The sequence below is a fragment of the Thermosediminibacter oceani DSM 16646 genome (assembly GCF_000144645.1).
Classification (GTDB): domain Bacteria; phylum Bacillota; class Thermosediminibacteria; order Thermosediminibacterales; family Thermosediminibacteraceae; genus Thermosediminibacter; species Thermosediminibacter oceani.
In genome coordinates this window covers 2,009,679-2,030,415 of sequence record NC_014377.1, presented here as the reverse complement: position 1 = coordinate 2,030,415, position 20,737 = coordinate 2,009,679, and the positions used below count along the sequence as shown (strand labels likewise).

Sequence of the window (20,737 nt, the reverse complement as noted above, 5' to 3'; positions counted from 1 at the left end):
AATTTTCGGGGGGAAACGGATTGTCGAGCTTTATTATAGAAGGTGGAGAGTGCCTTAAGGGGACCGTCCGGACCAGCAGTGCCAAAAACGCCGTGCTTCCCGTAATGGCTGCTTCTCTGCTGGCGGAGGGCGAGTGCGTGATCGAAGACGTCCCCGAGCTTGAAGATGTCAGGGTGATGAGGGAAGTGCTTTCGGCCCTCGGAGCCAGGTGTGAAACAAAAGAGGGTTCGTTAAGAATAATTCCCGATAATATAGATACCTGTGAGGCCCCTTACGAACTTGTGAGGAAAATGAGGGCTTCTTTTTTGGTGATGGGTCCGCTGCTGGCCAAATACGGCTGGGCCAAGATATCGTTGCCCGGCGGCTGTGCCATCGGTAGCCGGCCTATTGACCTGCACCTGAAAGGCTTTACCGCCCTGGGGGCCGAGATAAACCTGGGGCACGGTTCCGTAGAAGCCAGGTGCGAAAAGTTGAAGGGCAGCGTAATATACCTGGACTTCCCCAGCGTCGGGGCCACCGAGAATATAATGATGGCAGCCGCTCTGGCCGAAGGGCAGACCGTCATAGAAAATGCGGCCAAGGAGCCGGAAATAGTGGACCTGGCCAATTTCCTCAATTCCATGGGGGCTTACATAAGGGGTGCAGGTACCGATGTAATAAAGATCGAAGGCGTCAGGAACCTGAAGGGGATTTCGTATACGGTTATACCGGACCGGATTGAGGCGGGTACTTTCCTGATCGCCGGAGCCATTACCAACGGAGACGTGCTGGTGGAGAACGTGGTGTCCGAACACCTGAAGCCCCTTATTGCCAAGCTCATCGAGTGCGGAGCTGAGGTGATCGAGGGCGAGGACGGCATAAGGGTTGTGGGAAGGGGTAGACCCAATCCCGTAGATGTGAAGACAATGCCCTATCCCGGCTTTCCTACCGACATGCAGGCGCAGATGATGGCTTATCTAAGCCTGTGCACCGGCACCAGCATGGTAACCGAGACCGTTTTTGAAAACCGCTTCATGCACGTGGAGGAATTAAAGCGCATGGGCGCGAAAATAAAGATAGAGGGCAAGAGCGCTATAGTAGAAGGGGTTGAAAAACTTTCCGGTGCTCCGGTGAAAGCCACAGACCTTCGAGCCGGAGCCGCCCTTATTCTGGCAGGCCTGGCGGCTGAAGGGACCACCGAGGTCATGAACGCCTATCACGTGGACAGAGGCTACGAAAACATAGTGGAAAAATTCCAAGCTTTAGGAGCGAAAATAAAGAGAGCCGAATAAGGCTCTTTTTTTATTATTCATATCCTGGGCCCCGCGAAAATAAAATTTTATAAGACAAAAAAGGGGCTGGGATATGATGAGAAACGCCGCATATTACCTCATTTTTTTTATATTCTTCGTCGTAATTATCCTCCCGGCTTTTGTAGCGAAGAGCTGCAACGTCCTTCTACCGGAAAGACCCGGGGAGCGCGAAAAAGTGGAAAAGCCCGGTGAACTGATGGTCTCACTCTACGTGACCTCCCAAAAGAAGATAGAGAAGATTCCCCTCGAGGAGTACGTGAAGGGAGTGGTGGCGGCCGAAATGCCGGCCGGATTTAAAATGGAAGCCCTGAAGGCTCAGGCCGTTGCTGCCAGGACCTACGCGTATAAAAGGTTAAGATCGCTAGGAGGGAGCGGGTGCAGCCTGCACCCGGAAGCAGATATATGCGATGACCCCACCCACTGTCAGGCCTGGATAACAAAGACAGAGATGCTGAGAAAATGGGGGATTTTCGCTTTCTACCACTACTACAGCAAGATCTCGCAGGCGGTAAACAGTACCGCCGGCATGGTGATTCTTTACCAGGGCAACCCCATCGATCCCCTTTTTTTCTCCACCAGTAACGGAAAGACCGAAAACTCCGAAGACGTGTGGGGTAAATACGTGCCCTATCTCAGGAGCGTGACAAGTCCCGGCGAGGAGATCTCGCCACGGTTCGTATCGGTAAAAGAGATCCCGGTGGAGGAAGTGGTGAGCAAGCTGCAGGCAAAATGGCCTGATATTGTAATCGACCCAAAACACCCCGAACGCCAGTGGAAGGTACTGGAAGTGAGTGAAGGCGGCCGGATAAAAACCATGCAGGTTGGAAACAAAGTAATAAAAGGCACGGAATTCCGCATGCTTTTCGAACTTAATTCAACGGATATAAAGTGGGAACGATCGGGCAACAACATTAAATTCACCTGCAAAGGATACGGCCATGGAGTGGGCATGAGCCAGTACGGCGCCAACGCCATGGCCGATAAGGGATCGAACTATGTGGATATTCTCAAGCATTATTACAGCGGAGTGGAGATTCAGAAAATAAATGCCGGTTCGAATTAGTAAATCTCAAGTCCTACAAAATTTACCATGAATTTACCAGATCTTTCTTAAAAGGCCTTTCCTATACGGAGGGGCCTTTTATTTATTTTATGGAAAAATAATCATTTTTTATCAACACTTTCTAAGACGCATGTATAATGGAGGAAAATTATGGTCATAATATTAACGAGGTGATGCAGATGTTCCGCATCCGGCAGTCCATCATAGAATTTTTCTCCAAGATGCAAAAAATGTGGAAGAAAATATCCTTAAAAAGGTTTTTACTCGTGGCATTTCTGGCGGTGCTTTTTACTGTTAACGGAGCCTTCTGGTATATTAGGTTTTTCGACAAAGGCCAACAGCAGCCGGAAGATTACGCTGTTCCTAAGGAATGGGAAATCGATCTTAATGAAGTAAAAATACCTGATAAGGCCGAAGGTGAACAGGAAGTTGAACAGGAGCCGGCGGTGGAACCCGGTAGGGGAGAGCCGGTTGAACCGGCTCCCGGTTCTCAGGATATCCCGCCCGCGAATACCGCTGAGGAAAAGGAAAGCGAAAAAACCGCCGAAGCCGGTATTGCTAAAGAAGTTTTTGCCGCAAATCCCGCGACAATGACCATGCCGGTGGTGGGAAAAATCATAACGGAGTATTCTTCCGACGGACTGGTATATTCAAAGACCCTGGAGCAGTGGTGTGCCCATAAGGGTTTGGATATTGCGGCGGATGAGGGCACGCCGGTCAAAGCGGCAATGGATGGAACGGTAGTCGAGGTGCGAAACTCCGATCCAAAGCTGGGTGTGGTCGTTGTATTAGACCATGGAAACGGCATCAAGACTCTCTACGGCAATCTGATGTCTGACAACTTAGTGCAGAAAGGAAAGCGAGTTAAAAAAGGCGACATCATAGGGGGCGTCGGTAAGACGGCACCCTATGAGATAGAAGATCCTCCCCACCTTCACTTCGAGGTTCTGAAAGGAACCGAGAGCGTTGATCCAAGGCACTTTCTCCCCGATATTTAAAGAGCCCCCCTTAAAAAAGCACGGCCCTATAATGGTCGTGCTTTATTTTTTTCTTCTAATAACGCAAATAGCGACATATATATTTAGTAAAAACGGGCTGAGGGGGAGTACATGTGAGGGATTACATGAGGGAAAGGATTCTAGAAATTGCGGCGTATATAATCGAAACCAAGGCCACCGTAAGGCAGGCCGCTAAAATATTCGGTGTCAGCAAGAGCACGGTGCATAAGGACATGACCGAAAGACTTCCGGAGATAAACCCCGAAAAGGCGAAATTAGTAAAGGAGGTGCTGGAATTCAATAAGGCTGAAAGGCACATCAGGGGAGGAAGGGCTACCAGGAGGAAGTATCTAAATATTAACAAATAATTAGTGAAAAAGAAGGAATTTCTGTATAAATGTAGAAATTATACTAAAATATCTGCTAAGTTTTGACAGGAGGTTACATAAATTTCATGGATATTGGTATAGACCTGGGAACAGCATCCATACTGGTGTACGTGCGGGGGAAGGGCATCGTCCTCCAGGAACCTTCTGTGGTAGCTTTGGACAAGGATACGGGCGAAGTACTGGCTGTCGGGGAACAGGCAAGAAAGATGATCGGCAGGACTCCCGGCAATATTGTGGCCATAAGGCCCCTGCGGGCGGGAGTAATTGCCGATTATACTGTAACGGAGCTGATGCTCAAGCATTTTCTGAAAAAGGTCATCCAGCGGAAACTGTTCCGCCCCAGGGTTATGGTGTGCGTGCCAGCGGTGATAACCGAAGTGGAAAAGAGGGCGGTTATCGAAGCAGCTACTGCTGCCGGAGCAAGGCAGACCTTTCTCATCGAGGAGCCTATAGCGGCGGCGATAGGGGCGGGTCTTGATATATCCAAACCGGTGGGCAGCATGGTCGTCGACATCGGCGGCGGGACCACCGACATCGCCGTACTTTCCTTAGGGGGCATCGTGTGCGGGACCTCCATCAGGGTAGCCGGGGATATGTTCGACGAAGCCATAGTGAAGTATGTAAAAAAGGAGTTTAATCTCGCTATCGGCGAGCGCACCGCCGAGGAAGTGAAAATCTCCTTAGCCACAGTATTTCCCGATGCCGATTCATCGAAGTCTCTGGAGATCAGGGGCAGGAGCCTCATAAGCGGGCTCCCCCAGACCGTAACGATCACCGCCCGGCAGACGTGCGAAGCTCTACAGGAGCCTGTAGAAAGGATAATCGAGGCTATATTCAGCGTGCTGGAAAAGACGCCTCCGGAACTGGCGGCGGATATCAGCGAACGCGGAATAGTCATGACCGGAGGCGGTTCTCTGCTTAACGGTCTGGACAAGCTCATAGCTCAAAGGACCAACATGCCGGTTTACGTGGCGGAAGACGCCGTTTCATGTGTCGCCCTTGGGGCCGGCAAGGCGTTGGAATGCCTCGACATGCTGGGACCCAACGCTGTCTATAAAAAGTGAGCGGGGAGGTGATAAAGCGATATGATAAGGGGACTTTATACTTCCGCCTCGGGCATGCTGGCGGAGATGGCAAGGACCGATGTCATCTCTAACAACCTGGCAAACATAAACACCACGGGGTTTAAGAAGGACAGGGCCGTGTTCAGGGCTTTTCCGGAGATGAACATCCACCGCTATGACGACCCTCAGCCGGTAGGGGCCGGATTCGTAATCGATCCGGTGCCGTATATAGGCGTTCTCGGGACGGGCGCCGGGCTGGACGAAATCCGCGTGGATTTCACCCAGGGCCGGATAGAAATGACCTCCAACCCCCTGGACCTGGCCATAGAGGATACTGCCGCAGGAGAGACATCTTTTTTTGAAATCCAGACCCCGGCGGGGATCCGTTACACCAGGGACGGCAGTTTTACCATCAATGCTGATGGATTCCTGGTAACCCGGGAAGGTTATTACGTAATGGGCGAAAACGGCCCGATAAACTTGAGGAACGGCAGTAAGGTCGAGATAAATACCGAGGGAGAGGTGTATCTCGACGGCTTAATGGTGGACAGGCTCCGAATTGCGGCTTTTCCGGCGGGCTTGTCTTTAGAAAAACAGGGCGACAACCTTTACAGGGCTCAGGGCGTGCCTTTACCGGCCAATGCGCGGATAATTCAGGGGGCCCTGGAGCGTGCCAACGTAAACGCCGTTTCCGAGATGGTAAACCTCATATCGGCCTTCAGGGCGTACGAAGCAAACCAGAGAATGGTGAGAGCCCACGATGACACGCTGGCCGGTGCTGTAAACGAAATCGCGAAGATATAAAATAATAGGGCCGGACTGCATTGCAGGGGCCCTCCGCTGCTGAACGACCGAGGCAGCTAGATTAAATAGGGAGGGATTTGTCATGATGCGAGCGCTCTGGAGCGCGAGCTCGGGTATGCTTGCCCAGCAGCTCAACGTCGACGTGATTTCAAATAACCTGGCAAACGTAAACACCACCGGCTACAAGAAAAGCAGGGTGGAGTTTAAAGATCTGCTATACGAAACTTTACGGAGGCCCGACGTTTTTCAACCCGGACAGGGAAATCCGGTGGGACTGCAGGTGGGACACGGTGTAAGGCCCGCCTCGACTACCCGCTTTTTTACCGAGGGCAACCTCCAGCAGACTGGAAACACCTTCGATCTGGCCATCGAGGGAGAAGGTTTCTTCGTGGTGGAAAGGCCCGACGGAAGCAGGGCTTTTACCAGGGATGGATCCTTTAAAGTATCCATAGACGGTGACGACAGGTACCTGGTCACGTCGGAAGGGTATTACGTGCTCGACACCGATGAGGATTACATATCGATACCCGAAGACCTTACGGATATAAACATATCGGCCAACGGCACCATTACGGGCCGCGATGCGGACGGTAATATTGAGGAAATCGGAACTATCGCACTGGCCAGGTTTTTAAACCCCGAAGGCCTGCTGGCCGTGGGGAACAACCTTTTTGAGCAGACGGCCGCATCGGGAGAATACCAGCTGAAAGAGGACCCAAACGAACCCGGATTCGGCACCATACTGCAGGGCTTCCTGGAGATGTCCAACGTGCAGGTTGTGGATGAGATGGTGAATCTAATCGTAGCCCAGAGGGCTTATGAAATAAATACTAAGGCCATCCAGACCGCCGACGAAATGCTGGGCCAAGCCAATAATCTTAGGAGATAGGAGGCCTTGAGGCTTGAAAGTTGAACCTTTAAACTCCGCCGCTATGTCCGTTGAAGCCGAAAGACAGAAAGCCGAACTGAAAAAGGCGTGCAAACAATTCGAGGCAATCTTTTTGAGATACCTCTTAAAAGAGATGCGACAAACCGTGCCGAAGACGGGATTTTTTGAACAGGGCTTGGCCTTCGATATAGTTCAGTCCATGCATGATGATGCCCTGGCCGAGCAACTTTCCGGGAATAACGGGATAGGAATTGCGGAACAATTGTACAGGCAGCTCTCCAAATACGTATAACAACGGCAAGTAACGGAGGTTTTTTATGCTGGGAGTCGAAGAAATTCAAAAGATAATACCCCACAGATATCCCTTTTTGCTGGTGGACAGGATCCTTGAAATGGAGCCCGGCAGGAAAGCCGTCGGGGTTAAAAATGTAACCGCCAACGAGCACTTTTTTGCCGGGCATTTCCCCGGTAGGCCCATCATGCCGGGAGTGCTAATAGTAGAAGCTCTGGCTCAGGTGGGCGCCTGCGCCATACTGAGCGCCGAAGAGAACAAAGGGAAACTCGCGCTGTTTGCCGGTATCGACGGCATGAGGTTTAAAAGACAGGTGGTACCGGGGGATGTACTCACCCTGGAAGTGGAGATAATAAAGCTCAAGGGCCCCGTAGGCAAGGGAAAGGCAAGAGCCACCGTCAACGGTGAAACCGCCGCCGAAGGGGAGCTCATGTTCGCCCTGGTTTAAATAAAAAAGGCAAAGACCGGGAAAAATACTCTTAAGGTGAAAGAGGTGGTTTGGACGTGAAACACCCCAGAACCTTAAGAGTATTTTTATTGCTCCTCTTGCTGTGCCTGGCCTTAGCGGCTGGCTGCTCCAGAGGGTCCGCCAGGTCTTCCCCTGAGAGCTCAGGTCAGGATAAAAAGGGGATGTTCGCGCTAAAAAACCTGGAGGAAGATGTAGAAAAACTCATCAAAGAGTTTGAAAAAGATTACCTGGCCATCCAGGCCCCACCGGGAGGAACTCAAGGAGGTTCCGGAGGTCAGAGCGGCCAGGGAGAACAGAAAGGCGGTAGCCAAGAGGGAGGACAGCAAAGGCAGGGCAGCCAGGGAGGCCAGCAGGGGTGCGGGCAGCAGGAGGGGAGTCAGCAACAGGGAGGCAGCCAGCAAAAGCCCGACTGGTCTAAATACGAAAAGATGGTATTTCTCATCCATTCCCATTGGAACGAATTCCGGGAAGAAGCACTGAAAAAAGGGGCGGGAATGGAGATGATCACTGCCTTTAACGGCAAACTGAACGAACTGACCCAAATGCTTACAAGGCAGGACCTTTACGGCGGCCTGCTGGCAGCCAACGACCTTTACGATAGAACCGTGGCTTTCGGAAGGCTGTTTCAGGGCGGACCGGCGATGGGTGCAAAAAGAACATTGTATTACACAAGGGATGCGGCGTACAGGGCTCTAAACAATCAGGGTCAGGAAGCGGCAGCCTCGATGAGCAAAGCCCTGCAGGAGTGGGAAACGGGCAAATCGCAGTTGAAAGACACCATGGTGGCCAGCAAGGTCGAATTCTCGCTGAAGGAGCTGTCCGAAGCTATTGATGCAAAGGATCCCAACCTCATCAAGATGAAGTACCAGATAGCCGAAAAAAATATAAAGGAGGCGGAAAAAAGCGTACAGCAAAAGTAATCAGAGGAGAGCCCCCAGCCGGAAAACCGGGGTGGGGCCCTTTATTTCCGGCGCCTTAGGCGCGGTAAAAACGACACACGTAGCAGGTCCCGCCGATTTTTCCGTATTTACGGGTAAACGAGCCTCCCACTGCACCGAAAGCCCAGACACCCGCGCCAGGTGTTCCACCTCACCTTTGATCCCTCTTGAGCCCACCGGAATTATATCGTGCACTTCCGAAAGGCCTAAAAGCCGCTTCACAGCACCGGTATCGGCTATTTCGGGGTCATCGAGGCTGACCTCGTTTCCCACCTTCGGAACGCCGAGGCAGTAAATCCCGTCCCCCGATTTTGTCCTCCCCATGCGCAGCCCCTTTTCTTTAACGAGGCCGACGGCAGTTACGCCCAGCCCGGTCTGGCAGGTAGGGATGTTCTTTTCGGTGCTGATGGTGACGGGTATATTAAGGCAGGACGCGGAAAGTTCGTCGGTGATGCCCTTCAGCAGCCCTTCGCCCGTTGGCGACGGTTCGCTGCATATAGTTGCGGTGACGGCCAGGGGGTCCGCACCTATTGCCAGCAGTTCCATCAGCGCCACACGGCAGGTGAACCTGCCGGTGATGTAAGGCGGCACCTTCACCACATCCCTTTCCTTCTCCCCGATGCCTCCCGCGGAATCGCAGGCAACGGCAAGATATATCCCGGGCTGAATCTCCACCAGGGCCACGTCCCTATTCGGTGCGGCTGCGTTTTTATAGGGCATTGTATTCACCCTTTGACCGCCGTATAATAGAGTAAAGCACTGCGGAGGCAGCCACGTTCAGCGCTGAAACTACTATGAGGTAAAGCACCATCGCTGCGAAAAAGCCGGTCCCAAGGAAAGGGATTAAACTTGCCGGCGCCAGGATACCATTCATCAGCCAGGCGACGACCACCGCAAGTATAAGGTTCTTTTGGCCCACGAGACCGAATACCCAAGCGAAAAATGCCATTTCCGCCGCTACTAAAAGGTGTATCGGCATCGACAGCGGAAAGCCCACGTTCATGCTGGTGAATATATGCCCCAGAGCGGCGGTCATGGCTCCGTAACCGGGACCGAGAAAGAGAGCGGCCATGTATCCCGGTGCCGAGTCGAAGGCCACGGTTCCCGTGGGGCTGGGCACCTTTATGGCGGCCCCTACGAAGCTAAGGGCTATAAACATGGCGGTTAAGGTTAGATTTTTTGTTTTTTGATTGATCATGGATAATACCTCCTGTCCGGAATTATGAGTTAACTGGTAAACAAAAAAGTCCACAGTCTAATTTACAAATTAGACCGTGGACTTTACCATCATCCCCGGACACTACCTTTCAAGGCAGGTCTCCTGGCTCCGGTTCATCGCCGCCTTATGCCTTCCCGGTTTCCCAGTGGCATCTTATAAGGCGGCTTCCCGTTACAGTGGCGGGACCGCGCCGGACTTTCACCGGACTTCCCTATTCTCCCCAAAAAGGGGCACCTTGAAGGTTTCAAATTTCCAGTTTTAAAATAATTATAAAACTTGTGAAGATGATTGTCAAGTTGCTGAAGGTATGAAAAAGCTGAAAACCGAACCCTCGCCTTCGCGGCTCTCCACCCAGATCCTGCCGCCATGGGCTTCCACCAGTCCTTTGGTGATGGCAAGACCCAATCCCGTACCCCCGGTCTTGCGGGAGCGGGATTTTTCTGCCCTGTAGAACCTCTCGAAAATGTAAGGCAGGTCTTCTTTTTTTATACCGCTGCCGGTGTCTTGTACCTTGAAAACTACCCCTCCTTCGGCCTTCTCTGCGGAGAGTTCTATCCTGCCGGAAGACGTGTGCTTCAGGGCATTGGACAGCAGGTTAGTTATTATCTGCACGAGACGGGTCGGGTCCGCGTATACGGCCGGCAGGTTCCGCGGGAAGTTGATGTCGAACCGTATACCTTTAGCCTCTGCCTCAGCTTTGAAATGGATGAATTTACCCGCAAGTTCAGCGGGGAAGATCTTGATTCTATTCAATTCCAGCTTGCCTGCCTCGACGAGGCTTAAGTCCGACAGGTCTTTAATGAGGCGGGTCATCCGCGAGACCTCTTCTTGCAAGGATAGCATCAGGGCCGGCGTGGGTTCCAGCACTCCTTCCTGGATGGACTCAAGGGTGCCCTGAATTATGGCTATGGGGGTCCTTAGTTCGTGGGCTATGTCCGCAGTCAGGTTCCTGCGCAGTTCCTCGCTTTTTCTTATTTTTTCGGCCATGGCGTTGAAGTCCTCGGCAAGACTGGACAGCTCGTCTCCGGTTTCCAGCGTGATCTTTACGTCTCTTTCGCCCTTGGAAAAGCGCTTTACGGCTGCTGAAAGCTGTTTTATCGGTTCCGTCAATCGCCTGGAGACCAGCGCTCCTATTAAGAGGGCCAGGCCGAGGCCGAAGGCCACTGAAAAGAGGGAATAGGAGGACAAAGTCCTGTAGAAAACGAATTCCAGGCTTCTCTCGGCGGGCTTAAGGGGGGATCTCACGGTGACGAAGCCCACGATTTCACCTCCGGAATGCACCGGTGCCGTGATGCTGGCGGTGCGTGCCTGCCCGTTGAAGCCGCGCGTGGATGCTACTACCCTGCCGGATGCATCGGTTACTATTATATCGTTCTGCATTAAAAATATCAGCCCCATACCGCCCATGGAGCCCGGCCCCATCCCCATGTGGGAGCTGTGCATTCTTCTCATGTAGGATATGCCCTCCAGCAATTGCTGAACACCCACCCAACCTGCCTGGTCGTATATATCGCCCACGATCCTGCTCACCTGAAGGACTATCTGGGTCCGGTTTTCTCGCACATAATCGTTGAACGCCTTTCTGGTCAGGGAATAAAAGAACAGGATGGAGAGCACCGACGTCAGGAGGGATACGGCTACCAGGCTAGCAGTCACGCGAAATCCTATTCCTCTCTTTTTCATGACAAACCTCCCAGCTTATAACCCGTGCCGTAGACGGTTTTTATATAACGGGGATTTAAAGGGTTATCCCCCAGTTTTTTCCTAAGGTTGCTGATATGCGTATCCAGGTTTCTCTCGTACCCTTCGTAGTAACCGCCGAAAACCTCTTCCAATATCCGCAGCCTGGAGACTATCGTTCCCGGGTGGGCCATTAAAATCGCCAGTATCCTGAATTCCGTGGGTGTCAGGAAGAGAGGCCGGCCGTTAAGGGATGCGGTTTTTTCGTTGAGGTCCAGCCTGATGCCGCCGTATTCCAGGATGGTATTTGCAGCCTCCGAGGGTTTCGCCCTCCTAAGGACCGCGCGAATCCGGGCGGCCAGCTCCCTGAGGCTGAAGGGTTTCGTTATGTAGTCATCGCCTCCCAGCTCCAGGCCCAGCAGCTTGTCCGGTTCTTCGGCCCTGGCGGTCAGGAATATGACGGGGATTTGAATTTTTTCCCTGATGCGCCTCAGGACGTCAAACCCGGAAACTTCCGGCATCATTATGTCAAGGACTACCAAGTCGAACTTCCGCTTTTCCAGAAGTTTTAGGGCTTCAACTCCGCTGTCAGCGCAAGTAACGGCAAAGCCCTCCTTTTCCAGGAAATTTTTAATCAAGTCCAAGAGCTTATCCTCATCGTCTACAACCAGTATCCTGTAACCGCTCACGGCTTGCCTCCTACGCGTAGATCAATAGTGCAATTAATCGTGCCATAAATTTAGTATAACATAAATAAAATCAATTTACGAAAAAATAAACAGAAAAACCCGGGGCGGCCTGTGAAGCTCGGCCGCCCCGGGCTGAAAAAGTAGAGCTTATTATTGAGTTGTACCGGGGTCGTATCCCGGGCCGAAAAACCCGCCCATCATCCCGCGCCCGTAGCCGTGGCAGAATCCGGGTCCCATACCGAAGGCCGGACCCCGGAACTCACGAAGCTTTGAAAGCTGCTCCTCGGTTAGAGCTCCGCGCATTTTGCTGAAGTATTCCTGTTTGAGGTCAAACATCCGGTTCCTGAGGTCGTTTATCTCCTTGAGCTTTGCGTCTATGGCTTTCTGGTCGGGGTTTTTAGAAAAGTATAGGTCCTGCAGTTCAAAGTTCTTTTTCGCCATTTCGTTTCTGAGTTCGGTCATTTTCTGGAAGAACTCCGCTCTAATATCTTTTAGTTTGCTGTATTGGTCATCGGTCAGGTTCAACTGCGAGAGGATCGGTAGATTTCCACCGGCGGCTCTGAGGCTTTCCGGCACTGCGGCTATAGCGACGGCGGCTGTTCCAAGGATGATTACCGCCATCACTCCGAGAGCTATAATTTTTTTTGTCATGCGTATCCCTCCCTCATTTGTTTTATTGATTCCTAAGCTTATTTTAGCCTGCAAATTTTAGAGACTTTTGAGGAGAATCTAAAGAAATTCTTAAGATTAACCTTAATTTTTCCGGAAAACGTATTTATGAAAGGTAATGGGGGATGTACCGCAATCCGGGATCGACAGTAGATAAAGTTTTATATTTTAAGGCAAAAATGCAAAAATTATTAGCGCAGGCAAAAAACTTTTGCGGTGCTTGGAGGGAAATTGGGTTTCAACGCCCCGTTATAGGTTGGCACAATTTTTGCTTTTTATGACGTATGAAACACAAAATAAAGGGAGGGTATGCGGGTGAAACGGATCAGGACCATAATAATGGGAGCTGCAGGACGGGACTTTCACGTTTTCAATACCTACTTCAGGGACAACGAGTTATACGAAGTTGTGGCATTCACGGCCACCCAGATACCGAATATCGAGGGAAGGAAATATCCGGCCGACCTGGCGGGGAGGCTGTATCCCGACGGTATTCCCATATATCCCGAAAGCCGGCTGGAAGAGCTGATAAAGGAACTGGGAGCCGACCAGGTAATTTTTGCTTACAGCGATGTATCCCATGAAGAAGTGATGCACAAGGCTTCCCGGGTGCTCAGCGCCGGGGCGGATTTCAGGCTCATGGGGCCGAAGAGCACCATGATCAAATCCACGAAACCAGTGGTATCGATTTGCGCCGTCAGGACGGGTGTTGGAAAGAGCCAGACCACGAGAAGGGTATGTCAGATACTGAAGGATATGGGGAAGAAAGTGGTAGCAATTAGACATCCCATGCCTTACGGAGACCTCAGCCAGCAGGTATGCCAGAGGTTCGCCACCTACGAAGACCTGGACCGCCATAAATGCACAATAGAAGAAAGGGAAGAATACGAACCCCACATCGACATGGGCATAGTGGTGTACGCGGGCGTGGATTACGGTGTGATCCTAAAGGAGGCGGAGAAGGAAGCCGACATAATAGTGTGGGATGGCGGAAACAACGACTTCCCCTTCTACAACACCGACCTGCACATTGTCCTTGTAGACCCCCACAGGCCTGGCCATGAAGTAAAATATCACCCGGGAGAGACCAACCTCAGGATGGCCGACGTGGTGGTGATCAACAAGATTGACACTGCTTCTTCCGAGGGAATTGACGCTGTCCGCAGGAGTATCGAAGAGGTAAACCCGGGGGCTCAGGTGGTAGAGGCCGCTTCTCCGATATTTGTGGAAGATCCGGCCAAGATCAAGGGCAAGAGAGTGCTGGTGGTGGAGGATGGCCCAACGCTCACCCACGGCGAGATGACCTACGGGGCGGGTTACGTGGCTGCCAAGAAGTACGGCGCTGCCGAAATAGTGGATCCCAGGCCGTACGCCGTAGGGAGCATAAAGGATACCTACGCCAAATACAACCACCTTTCGGTGATCCTGCCGGCCATGGGGTACGGAGACGTACAGGTGAAGGAACTGGAGGAAACTATCAACAGGGCCGACTGTGACACGGTTATAATTGGGACACCCATAGACCTTTCCAGGATCACGAAACTCAACAAACCCACGGTAAGGGTCAGGTACAAATTGCAGGAAATCGGCACCCCCACTCTGGAGGATGTGCTCAGGAGGTTCCGGTAAGTGAAAAAGGGCTGTCACCGTAAAGGGACAGCCCTTTTTGGCCTTAAAGCTCTTTTGTTATGCCGTATTTTTTCATACGGTACTGCAGCGACTGCCTTTTTATTCCCAGCTTTTGGGCGGCCCTGGTTATGTTGCCGCCGGTGCTTCTTAAAGCATTGAGTATCAAATCTTTTTCGTATTCGTCCACCCTGGATTTCACGCCTATTGCAGGGTCGGGCTTTTTCTCTATGTAGTCCCTAAAACTTCCGAAACTGAGGTACTTCAGGTCCCCCGTCAAGATATAGCCACCGTCCACGTAATTCATCACGCCCTCGATCACGTGTTCCAGCTCCCGCACGTTTCCCGGCCAGGGGTATTCCCTGAATATGTTCAGTACCTGCCGGTCCACGCCTTTTACGTCCTTGCCGAATTTGGCGTTGTACTTTTTTATGAAAAAACTTACAAGCTCTTCGATGTCTTCCGGGCGTTCCCTCAGCGGTGGAATCTCTACGTAGATTACGCTCAGCCTGTAGAAAAGGTCGCTTCTGAGCCTACCGCTTTTTAAAAGCTCCGATGGTTTTTCGTTGGTGGTGGCTATTATCCTTACGTCCACGGGGATGTCGAAGGTCGCCCCTATCCTCCTGACGACCCCTTCCTGCAGCACTCTTAAAAGCTTGCTCTGCAGCGAAAGCCCCATGCAGTTGATTTCGTCCAGGAGCAGCGTGCCGCCGTCGGCCTGTTCGAACAGGCCGGGTTTGTCTTCGGCGCCGGTAAAACTGCCCTTTGTGGTGCCGAAGAGCAACGATTCCAGCAGGGTTTCGGGTAAGGCGGCGCAGTTCTGGGCAATGAAAGGCCTGTTCTTTCTCGGGCTTTCGGAATGTATGCTCTGGGCGAAAAGTTCCTTCCCGGTGCCGGTCTCGCCGTATATCAGTACCGAGGAGGTGGTTCCGGCCACCTTTTTCAGGACTTCTACTATTTCCCTTATCTTTTTACTGCTGCCAACTATGCTGTCGAAGGAGTATTTCAGCCCTACGTTTATGGACCGGGGCTTCTTGCCTATGAGTTTTTGCTGGAGTTCCAGCACCTTCTGGGAAAGGGCATATACCTCCGACACATCCCTGGAAATCTCCAGCGCTCCCAGTACCTGCCCGTTTTCGACGATGGGTATCGTGGTGTTTAGTGTCCTGATCTCCATGCCTTTGTAGTTCAGGTATTGCTGGTAGCGGTTGAATATAGGCCGTCCGGTCTCGATAACCTGATAAATTGTACTTTCTTCGGGAGTCAGGGATGGAAATACTTCGAGAAGCTTTTTCCCTATGACGTTTTTGGATTCCAGGCCTTCGAAGCGGGTCAGTGTATTGTTGTAGAAAATGATGTTGTAGTCCCGGTCGACGATGATGATGCCTTCGTCCAGGGCATCGAAAATCTTCCTTATGGTTTTGTAGGAGAGAATCTCCTTCAAACGCTTCTCGACCTCGTTCATTTTCCATCACCACATATAAGGTTTTCTACGGGCAATCCGGGATTCCTCCCGTGTGAAGAAAAACCGCAAAAAAATTTTGCTGAAAACGCCGGTTTTGCGCCCCGCATTGCCGCGTAGGAATAAATTTTCGCAGTATCGGAGGAAATTGGCAATAATATATCGAATTGATTAAAACCAATTATAAAGACTACGCTTTTCAAAATACCGGTTAAGGGGGGTGTGGAAAGTGCCGGAAGGCGGCATTGGATTCGCTTTTTTGCTCACGCTGCTCGCAGGTCTGTCTACTGGGATCGGCGGCGCTATAGCTTTTTTTGCAAAGCGCACCAATACCAGGTTTCTTTCGGCGGCTTTAGGTTTTTCCGCCGGGGTAATGATATACGTTTCCTTTGTCGAAATTTTTCCACAGGCCCGGGAGACCCTTGTCGAAAGTCTCGGGGAAGGATTTGGGCCCTGGGTGGCGGTCTTGGCCTTTTTCTCGGGCATTTTTCTTATCGCCGTCATCGATAAGCTCGTGCCTTCCTTCGAAAATCCTCACGAGGTCCATACCGTGGAGAAGGTGCGCAGCACCGGGACGGCGGCCGGTGACGACGGCAACTATAAACTCTTGAAAATGGGAATGCTAATGGCGATGGCGGTAGCCGTCCACAATTTCCCCGAGGGATTGGCTGCGTTCATAGCTTCTCTAAAAAGTCAGGCCTTGGGCGTTTATATCGGCATAGCTGTTGCCATACACAATATACCCGAGGGCATAGCCGTGTCCATCCCTGTGTATTACGCTACCGGAGACAGGAGGAAGGCATTTTGGTATTCGTTCCTGTCGGGCCTTGCGGAACCCTTCGGAGCCCTTTCAGGGTACCTGATCCTCTCTAAGTTTCTCACGGAAGTGGCCTTTGGTGCGGTGTTCGCCGCCGTGGGAGGCATAATGGTCTTCATATCTCTTGACCAGCTCTTGCCTACAGCCCGGGAATATGGCGAGCACCACCTTTCCGTGTACGGTCTGGTGCTGGGTATGATGGTCATGGCGGCGAGCCTCCTGCTGGCTTCCTGAAGAATTGCGGGTTGTGATGGCGCACAGCGGCCTTCGCCGTGAGTAAAAAGTTGAGAACATTATTTATGCCGGGAGGGATTGAATGTTGGAAAGAGAACTCATCCGGCAGCTCACCGTGGAGCTCACCGGAATAAAGAGCATAGTAGGCACCCCTGGAGAGATAAGGGTGGCCGAAAAGATTTACGATTTTTTAAAAGGCCTTGACTATTACGTAAAACACCCCGATTACCTCATGCTGTCGGATTTAAAGGAAGACGCTCTGGGCAGAAAGAACGTGATAGCCCTGCTGAAAGGGGAAAAGGGCTATTCCAGGAACACAGTGATCCTAATAGGGCACATAGACACCGTGGGTGTGGATGATTACGGAAATATCAGAGAATACGCCACCGATCCGGAAAGGCTGAAAGAGGCCCTCAGGATGAAGGAGCTGGACGAAGATACCTTAAAGGATCTGGAGAGCGGGGACTGGCTGTTCGGCAGGGGAATATTCGACATGAAGGCCGGGGTGGCGACCCATATGGCCCTGATGAAAAAACTTTCGGAAAATGTCCATCAACTGGAGGGCAACGTGGTGTTCCTGGCATTGGCCGACGAAGAGGGTAATTCCACCGGTATGCTTTCGGCGGTGGATGAGCTAGTGCGCCTTGCGGAAAGCCGCGACCTCGAGTACATGGCCGCCGTCAACACCGACTACATGGCACCCCGGTTTCCCGGCGACGACAGGAGGTACATCTATATAGGCACAGTGGGGAAGATACTGCCCTGTTTTTACATATACGGCAAGGAGACCCACGTGGGACAGGCCTTCGAAGGCCTTGACGCCAACCTGCTTGCAGCAGAAATATTAAAGGAAGTTGACCTGGCCTTCGACCTATGCGACATAGTGGAAAACGAAGCTTCTGTTCCACCCATAAGCCTGAGCCAGCGGGATTTGAAATCCGTGTACTCGGTGCAGACGGTGAACGAAGCATACCTTTACTTCAACTATTCCACCCACAGCAGCCAGCCGGACGAGGTGCTGGCCAAACTGAAAGCCAAGGCCGAAAAAGCCTTCAAGAGTGTGCTGAATAAGCTCAATGACGAGTACAGGCGCTACTGCCTGGCCACCGGTCTGCCTTACAGGGAACTGCCGTGGGAGGTGCAGGTGCTGACCTTCGAGGAGCTTTATAGCGCCGTCAGGGCTGAGATGGGCGACAATATCGACGAATTTCTCAAAAAACTTAAGGAGGAGTTGCTGCGCCAAAATCCCGACCAAAGAATATACAGCCTGCAGGTGGTGAGGGAACTGCACCGGCATTGGTCCAACAAGAACCCGGTTGTGATCCTGTTTTTCGCTCCGCCGTATTACCCGCACATTTACGTGAAGGGCGAAAATGAAAAGGAAAGAAAGCTGCTTGAGGCCGTAAACGAGGCTGTAGCCCATGCGTCCGCAAGATTCCCTTACAGGTTTGAAATAAAGAAGTTTTACCCGTATATTTCGGACCTGAGCTATTTCTCGGTTCCGGAAAAAGTTGAGGCAATCAGCGCTCTTATTAACAATATGCCGGGGTGGAATGAAATCTACTCGCTGCCAATCGAGTCTATACAAAAAATAAACGTCCCCGTCGTCAACATAGGCCCCTATGGTAAGGACGCCCATAAATTCACCGAAAGGGTTAACATATCCTATTCCTTCGAGGTGATGCCGGAAATCCTGGAGATGACGGTGAAATTATTGCTGGAGGGATAACCCGTGATTCACATTAAAGATGCTCATGTCTTTGCCCCGGAAGATATGGGAATTTGCGACGTAGTCATCGAAGCGGGAAAAATCATATACGTGGGTAAGAGCTGTGAGGTAAAGGGCCCTTTTCAGGTGGATGTGGTCCACCTGGAAGGTGCGTATTTGTGCCCCGGGTTTATCGACCAGCACGTCCACATAACGGGCGGAGGCGGCGAAGGAGGCCCGGAGACCTCGACGCCGGAAATAAAGCTTTCCGACCTGACGAGAAACGGTATAACAACGGTGATAGGCTGCCTCGGGACCGACGGTATTACAAGGTCCATGGCAAGGCTCTACAACAAAGCCAGAGCCCTTGAGATAGAAGGCATTTCCACGTATATATTCACCGGCGCCTACCAGTTTCCCCTCCCCACTCTGACCGGCAGCATCCAGACCGACCTTATCTTTATAGACAAAGTGGTGGGGGTGGGGGAAGTGGCCATATCGGACCACCGCTCCTCCCATGCCTCCGCCGCCGAACTTGCCCGACTGGCTGGTGAAGCCAGGGTGGCGGCCATGATAGGCAAAAAAGGTGGTAAGCTGCACCTGCACGTGGGCGATGGTCCGAGGGGACTCAAAGCGCTTTTCCGCATAGCCAGATCTACCGATGTACCGTTATCCCAGTTCCAGCCCACCCACCTTAACCGGTGCCGCAGGCTGATGGAAGAATCTATCGAATTCGCCATGGCGGGAGGTTACTGCGACTACACCGCCGGCGAAGACATCCTGGAAGACGACGGGGTTACCGCAGCCCAGGCCGTTTATGAGGCTTTAAAGGCCGGTGCACCGGCCGAGAACCTCACCATAAGCTCCGACGGCAACGGCAGCTTACCCGTATTTGATTCCTGCAAAAGGCTGGTGGGCATTGGCATAGGTGACGTTTCCTCCCTTTTAAAGAGCCTGAAGGCTATGGTCTTCAAATACGACATACCCCTGGAAATTGCCCTGGCCACGGTGACGAAAAATCCAGCCGGCATTCACCGGCTGGAGGGTAAAGGTGAGATAAGGGAAGGATTCGACGCGGACCTGGTGGTGATGGATGGAAATTTGGAGGTTCGAAGCGTCATAGCAAAAGGAAGATGGATGGTACGGGACGGAGAAGTACAGGTTTTCGGCACTTTCGAGAAATCGATGGGGGGAAAATAAAAAAGCCTGCATCTTAACGGTGCAGGCTTAATTTCTCACCCTGAATAAGGCCCTTGCAAGCACCGTCCTTGCCAGGACGACGGTAATAGCGCCGTCCACCAGATGGTGCAGGAGCGTTCCGGCGCCTACCAGGACAATGGCATTGTAGAGCGTAAAACCGAAGGGGAGAACTACTAGGGATTCCCCCAGAGCGTGTACCGGCGCCGTTATCATAAGCGCCGTTTCCAGGGGGGTACCTTGCTGGACCAGCTTCGCTCCAATATAGCCGAAGACGACGTGGATGAATGCCCTGGCGGCTACAACGGGCCCCATCATTATGAGAAACCCAGCGGTGGATCCGAGGCCGACCATTACCGCTACCAGCGGGTTGATTAAAAAGGCCAGCATGACCGGCACGTGGGAGGCCAGGGTTGCCGAAAAGGGCGGAATATAGATGCGCAGGTAACCGCCTAAGGATATGGGAATTACCAGGGCAAGGGCGGTCAGCAGTGCGCCCACTACCAAGTTTTTCGCGTTCATGTAAATCCCATCCTCCGTTCGATAAGATATCTGTATATATTCTACTGTATATACAGCTATATGTCAACAACTTACCGATCAGGAGACGCTTCATATGTCTTGTATTTTTAGCAAGTTGATATAAAATTTTCTATAAAATAATGGAGCATAAATTTTCTTCCTTACCCATTTAGCAGATATTAGATTTTTTAAGAAAAAATAGGTATGTATAAGTAAAATTTGGTACGTTACTGAAAAAAAGCTTGTAATTTTACTCTTTTTGATATAATATGATTTATAAAAACACCTCTTTTGGTGTATAATAATGGTGATAAAAAAGATATTCTCCGGTGCGGCAACACCGGAGAATATCGGCAGCGTGGTTAATCGAATTTTTCCGATTCCTGGTTTTGACGTTCCTTGATTGGGTGGCAAAAGTCTTTCTAATCTAGTTGCTTTTTAGGAGGCTTATTTTTTTTTCTTTGTTTAGCGCGATGATTGCAACTATTAATTGAAGGAGCTCTATTAAATCGGATATTGTCATATTGGATTTTCCTCCTCCCTGGCGTCAAAGACCAGGAGCGGAGGCAAATTCTCCCACACTGCTATCTAAATTATAGCGGTATTCTAAAAGGAAGGCAAGAGTATTATCATACTAGGCAGAAAAGCTAATTTGTACTAGTCCTCCTAGCTAGTTAGGCTAGGTTTTTTTCTTTTTTCCTTTTATTTCTTCGTCG

General features: G+C 51.4%; 21 protein-coding genes and 1 riboswitch. Of the genes, 14 read left to right on the top strand and 7 right to left on the bottom strand.

What is annotated here, in order from left to right:
- Positions 1 to 20 precede the first annotated feature (20 nt).
- The 10 genes from murA to TOCE_RS12000 all read left to right on the top strand — a co-directional run bounded on the left by murA (position 21) and on the right by TOCE_RS12000 (position 8,180).
- Positions 21 to 1,271, top strand: a complete 1,251-nt coding sequence (murA, locus tag TOCE_RS10125; protein WP_013276751.1) for a UDP-N-acetylglucosamine 1-carboxyvinyltransferase — start codon at positions 21 to 23, stop codon at positions 1,269 to 1,271.
- A gap of 76 nt (positions 1,272 to 1,347) precedes the next feature.
- The gene (gene spoIID / locus TOCE_RS10120; protein WP_013276750.1) at positions 1,348 to 2,355 is read left to right on the top strand and encodes a stage II sporulation protein D; all 1,008 of its coding nucleotides are present in this window, start codon (positions 1,348 to 1,350) and stop codon (positions 2,353 to 2,355) included.
- Between the two features lie 179 nt (positions 2,356 to 2,534).
- Positions 2,535 to 3,353 carry a M23 family metallopeptidase gene (locus tag TOCE_RS11760; RefSeq protein ID WP_013276749.1) on the top strand — a complete coding sequence of 273 codons (819 nt, stop codon included), beginning with the start codon at positions 2,535 to 2,537 and terminating at the stop codon, positions 3,351 to 3,353.
- A 113-nt stretch (positions 3,354 to 3,466) separates the two neighbouring features.
- On the top strand, positions 3,467 to 3,721 hold the full coding sequence (gene spoIIID / locus TOCE_RS10110) for a sporulation transcriptional regulator SpoIIID (RefSeq protein ID WP_041423938.1): 255 nt from the start codon (positions 3,467 to 3,469) through the stop codon (positions 3,719 to 3,721).
- 86 nt (positions 3,722 to 3,807) lie between these two features.
- A complete protein-coding gene (gene mreB, locus TOCE_RS10105) occupies positions 3,808 to 4,806 on the top strand; it encodes a rod shape-determining protein MreB (protein ID WP_013276747.1) in 999 nt (332 codons plus the stop codon).
- A gap of 21 nt (positions 4,807 to 4,827) precedes the next feature.
- Positions 4,828 to 5,610, top strand: coding sequence for a flagellar basal-body rod protein FlgF (gene flgF / locus TOCE_RS10100; RefSeq protein WP_013276746.1), 783 nt, complete (start codon positions 4,828 to 4,830; stop codon positions 5,608 to 5,610).
- Between the two features lie 82 nt (positions 5,611 to 5,692).
- Positions 5,693 to 6,499: a flagellar basal-body rod protein FlgG gene (gene flgG / locus TOCE_RS10095; RefSeq protein ID WP_013276745.1), complete on the top strand. Its 807-nt coding sequence runs from the start codon at positions 5,693 to 5,695 to the stop codon at positions 6,497 to 6,499.
- 13 nt (positions 6,500 to 6,512) lie between these two features.
- A complete protein-coding gene (locus TOCE_RS10090; protein ID WP_013276744.1) occupies positions 6,513 to 6,791 on the top strand; it encodes a rod-binding protein in 279 nt (92 codons plus the stop codon).
- A gap of 25 nt (positions 6,792 to 6,816) precedes the next feature.
- A complete protein-coding gene (gene fabZ, locus TOCE_RS10085) occupies positions 6,817 to 7,239 on the top strand; it encodes a 3-hydroxyacyl-ACP dehydratase FabZ (RefSeq protein WP_013276743.1) in 423 nt (140 codons plus the stop codon).
- Positions 7,240 to 7,295: 56 nt separating this feature from the next.
- Positions 7,296 to 8,180 (top strand): hypothetical protein, encoded by an 885-nt coding sequence (locus TOCE_RS12000; RefSeq protein WP_013276742.1) that lies wholly within the window; start codon positions 7,296 to 7,298, stop codon positions 8,178 to 8,180.
- On the opposite strand, the gene TOCE_RS10075 is transcribed toward TOCE_RS12000, so the two are convergent.
- From TOCE_RS10075 to TOCE_RS10055, 5 genes are all read right to left on the bottom strand, one after another.
- On the bottom strand, positions 8,181 to 8,918 hold the full coding sequence (locus TOCE_RS10075) for an AIR synthase related protein (RefSeq protein ID WP_041423937.1): 738 nt from the start codon (positions 8,916 to 8,918) through the stop codon (positions 8,181 to 8,183).
- The gene (locus TOCE_RS10070) at positions 8,908 to 9,396 is read right to left on the bottom strand and encodes an ECF transporter S component (protein ID WP_013276740.1); all 489 of its coding nucleotides are present in this window, start codon (positions 9,394 to 9,396) and stop codon (positions 8,908 to 8,910) included. Before TOCE_RS10070 ends, TOCE_RS10075 begins: the two co-directional genes overlap by 11 nt.
- Before the next feature lie 96 nt (positions 9,397 to 9,492).
- A riboswitch (cobalamin riboswitch) is annotated at positions 9,493 to 9,670 on the bottom strand.
- 38 nt (positions 9,671 to 9,708) lie between these two features.
- Entirely contained in the window at positions 9,709 to 11,100 is a 1,392-nt protein-coding gene (locus TOCE_RS11750; RefSeq protein ID WP_013276739.1) for a sensor histidine kinase, read from the bottom strand.
- The gene (locus TOCE_RS10060; protein ID WP_013276738.1) at positions 11,097 to 11,786 is read right to left on the bottom strand and encodes a response regulator transcription factor; all 690 of its coding nucleotides are present in this window, start codon (positions 11,784 to 11,786) and stop codon (positions 11,097 to 11,099) included. Before TOCE_RS10060 ends, TOCE_RS11750 begins: the two co-directional genes overlap by 4 nt.
- A gap of 150 nt (positions 11,787 to 11,936) precedes the next feature.
- Positions 11,937 to 12,437, bottom strand: a complete 501-nt coding sequence (locus TOCE_RS10055) for a Spy/CpxP family protein refolding chaperone (RefSeq protein WP_013276737.1) — start codon at positions 12,435 to 12,437, stop codon at positions 11,937 to 11,939.
- Between the two features lie 357 nt (positions 12,438 to 12,794).
- On the opposite strand from TOCE_RS10055, the gene TOCE_RS10050 reads away from it, so the two are divergent.
- Positions 12,795 to 14,084 (top strand): cyclic 2,3-diphosphoglycerate synthase, encoded by a 1,290-nt coding sequence (locus TOCE_RS10050; RefSeq protein ID WP_425358483.1) that lies wholly within the window; start codon positions 12,795 to 12,797, stop codon positions 14,082 to 14,084.
- Positions 14,085 to 14,127: 43 nt separating this feature from the next.
- Here TOCE_RS10050 and TOCE_RS10045 read toward each other — a convergent pair whose 3' ends face one another.
- Positions 14,128 to 15,546 carry a sigma-54 interaction domain-containing protein gene (locus tag TOCE_RS10045; RefSeq protein WP_013276735.1) on the bottom strand — a complete coding sequence of 473 codons (1,419 nt, stop codon included), beginning with the start codon at positions 15,544 to 15,546 and terminating at the stop codon, positions 14,128 to 14,130.
- Positions 15,547 to 15,772: 226 nt separating this feature from the next.
- On the opposite strand from TOCE_RS10045, the gene zupT reads away from it, so the two are divergent.
- The 3 genes from zupT to iadA all read left to right on the top strand — a co-directional run bounded on the left by zupT (position 15,773) and on the right by iadA (position 19,502).
- Positions 15,773 to 16,594 carry a zinc transporter ZupT gene (gene zupT, locus TOCE_RS10040; protein ID WP_013276734.1) on the top strand — a complete coding sequence of 274 codons (822 nt, stop codon included), beginning with the start codon at positions 15,773 to 15,775 and terminating at the stop codon, positions 16,592 to 16,594.
- A gap of 82 nt (positions 16,595 to 16,676) precedes the next feature.
- The gene (locus TOCE_RS10035) at positions 16,677 to 18,323 is read left to right on the top strand and encodes a M20/M25/M40 family metallo-hydrolase (RefSeq protein ID WP_013276733.1); all 1,647 of its coding nucleotides are present in this window, start codon (positions 16,677 to 16,679) and stop codon (positions 18,321 to 18,323) included.
- A 3-nt stretch (positions 18,324 to 18,326) separates the two neighbouring features.
- Entirely contained in the window at positions 18,327 to 19,502 is a 1,176-nt protein-coding gene (gene iadA / locus TOCE_RS10030) for a beta-aspartyl-peptidase (RefSeq protein WP_013276732.1), read from the top strand.
- 27 nt (positions 19,503 to 19,529) lie between these two features.
- Here the strand turns inward: iadA and TOCE_RS10025 are convergent, their stop codons facing one another.
- The gene (locus TOCE_RS10025) at positions 19,530 to 20,021 is read right to left on the bottom strand and encodes a hypothetical protein (RefSeq protein WP_013276731.1); all 492 of its coding nucleotides are present in this window, start codon (positions 20,019 to 20,021) and stop codon (positions 19,530 to 19,532) included.
- Positions 20,022 to 20,737: the final 716 nt, after the last annotated feature.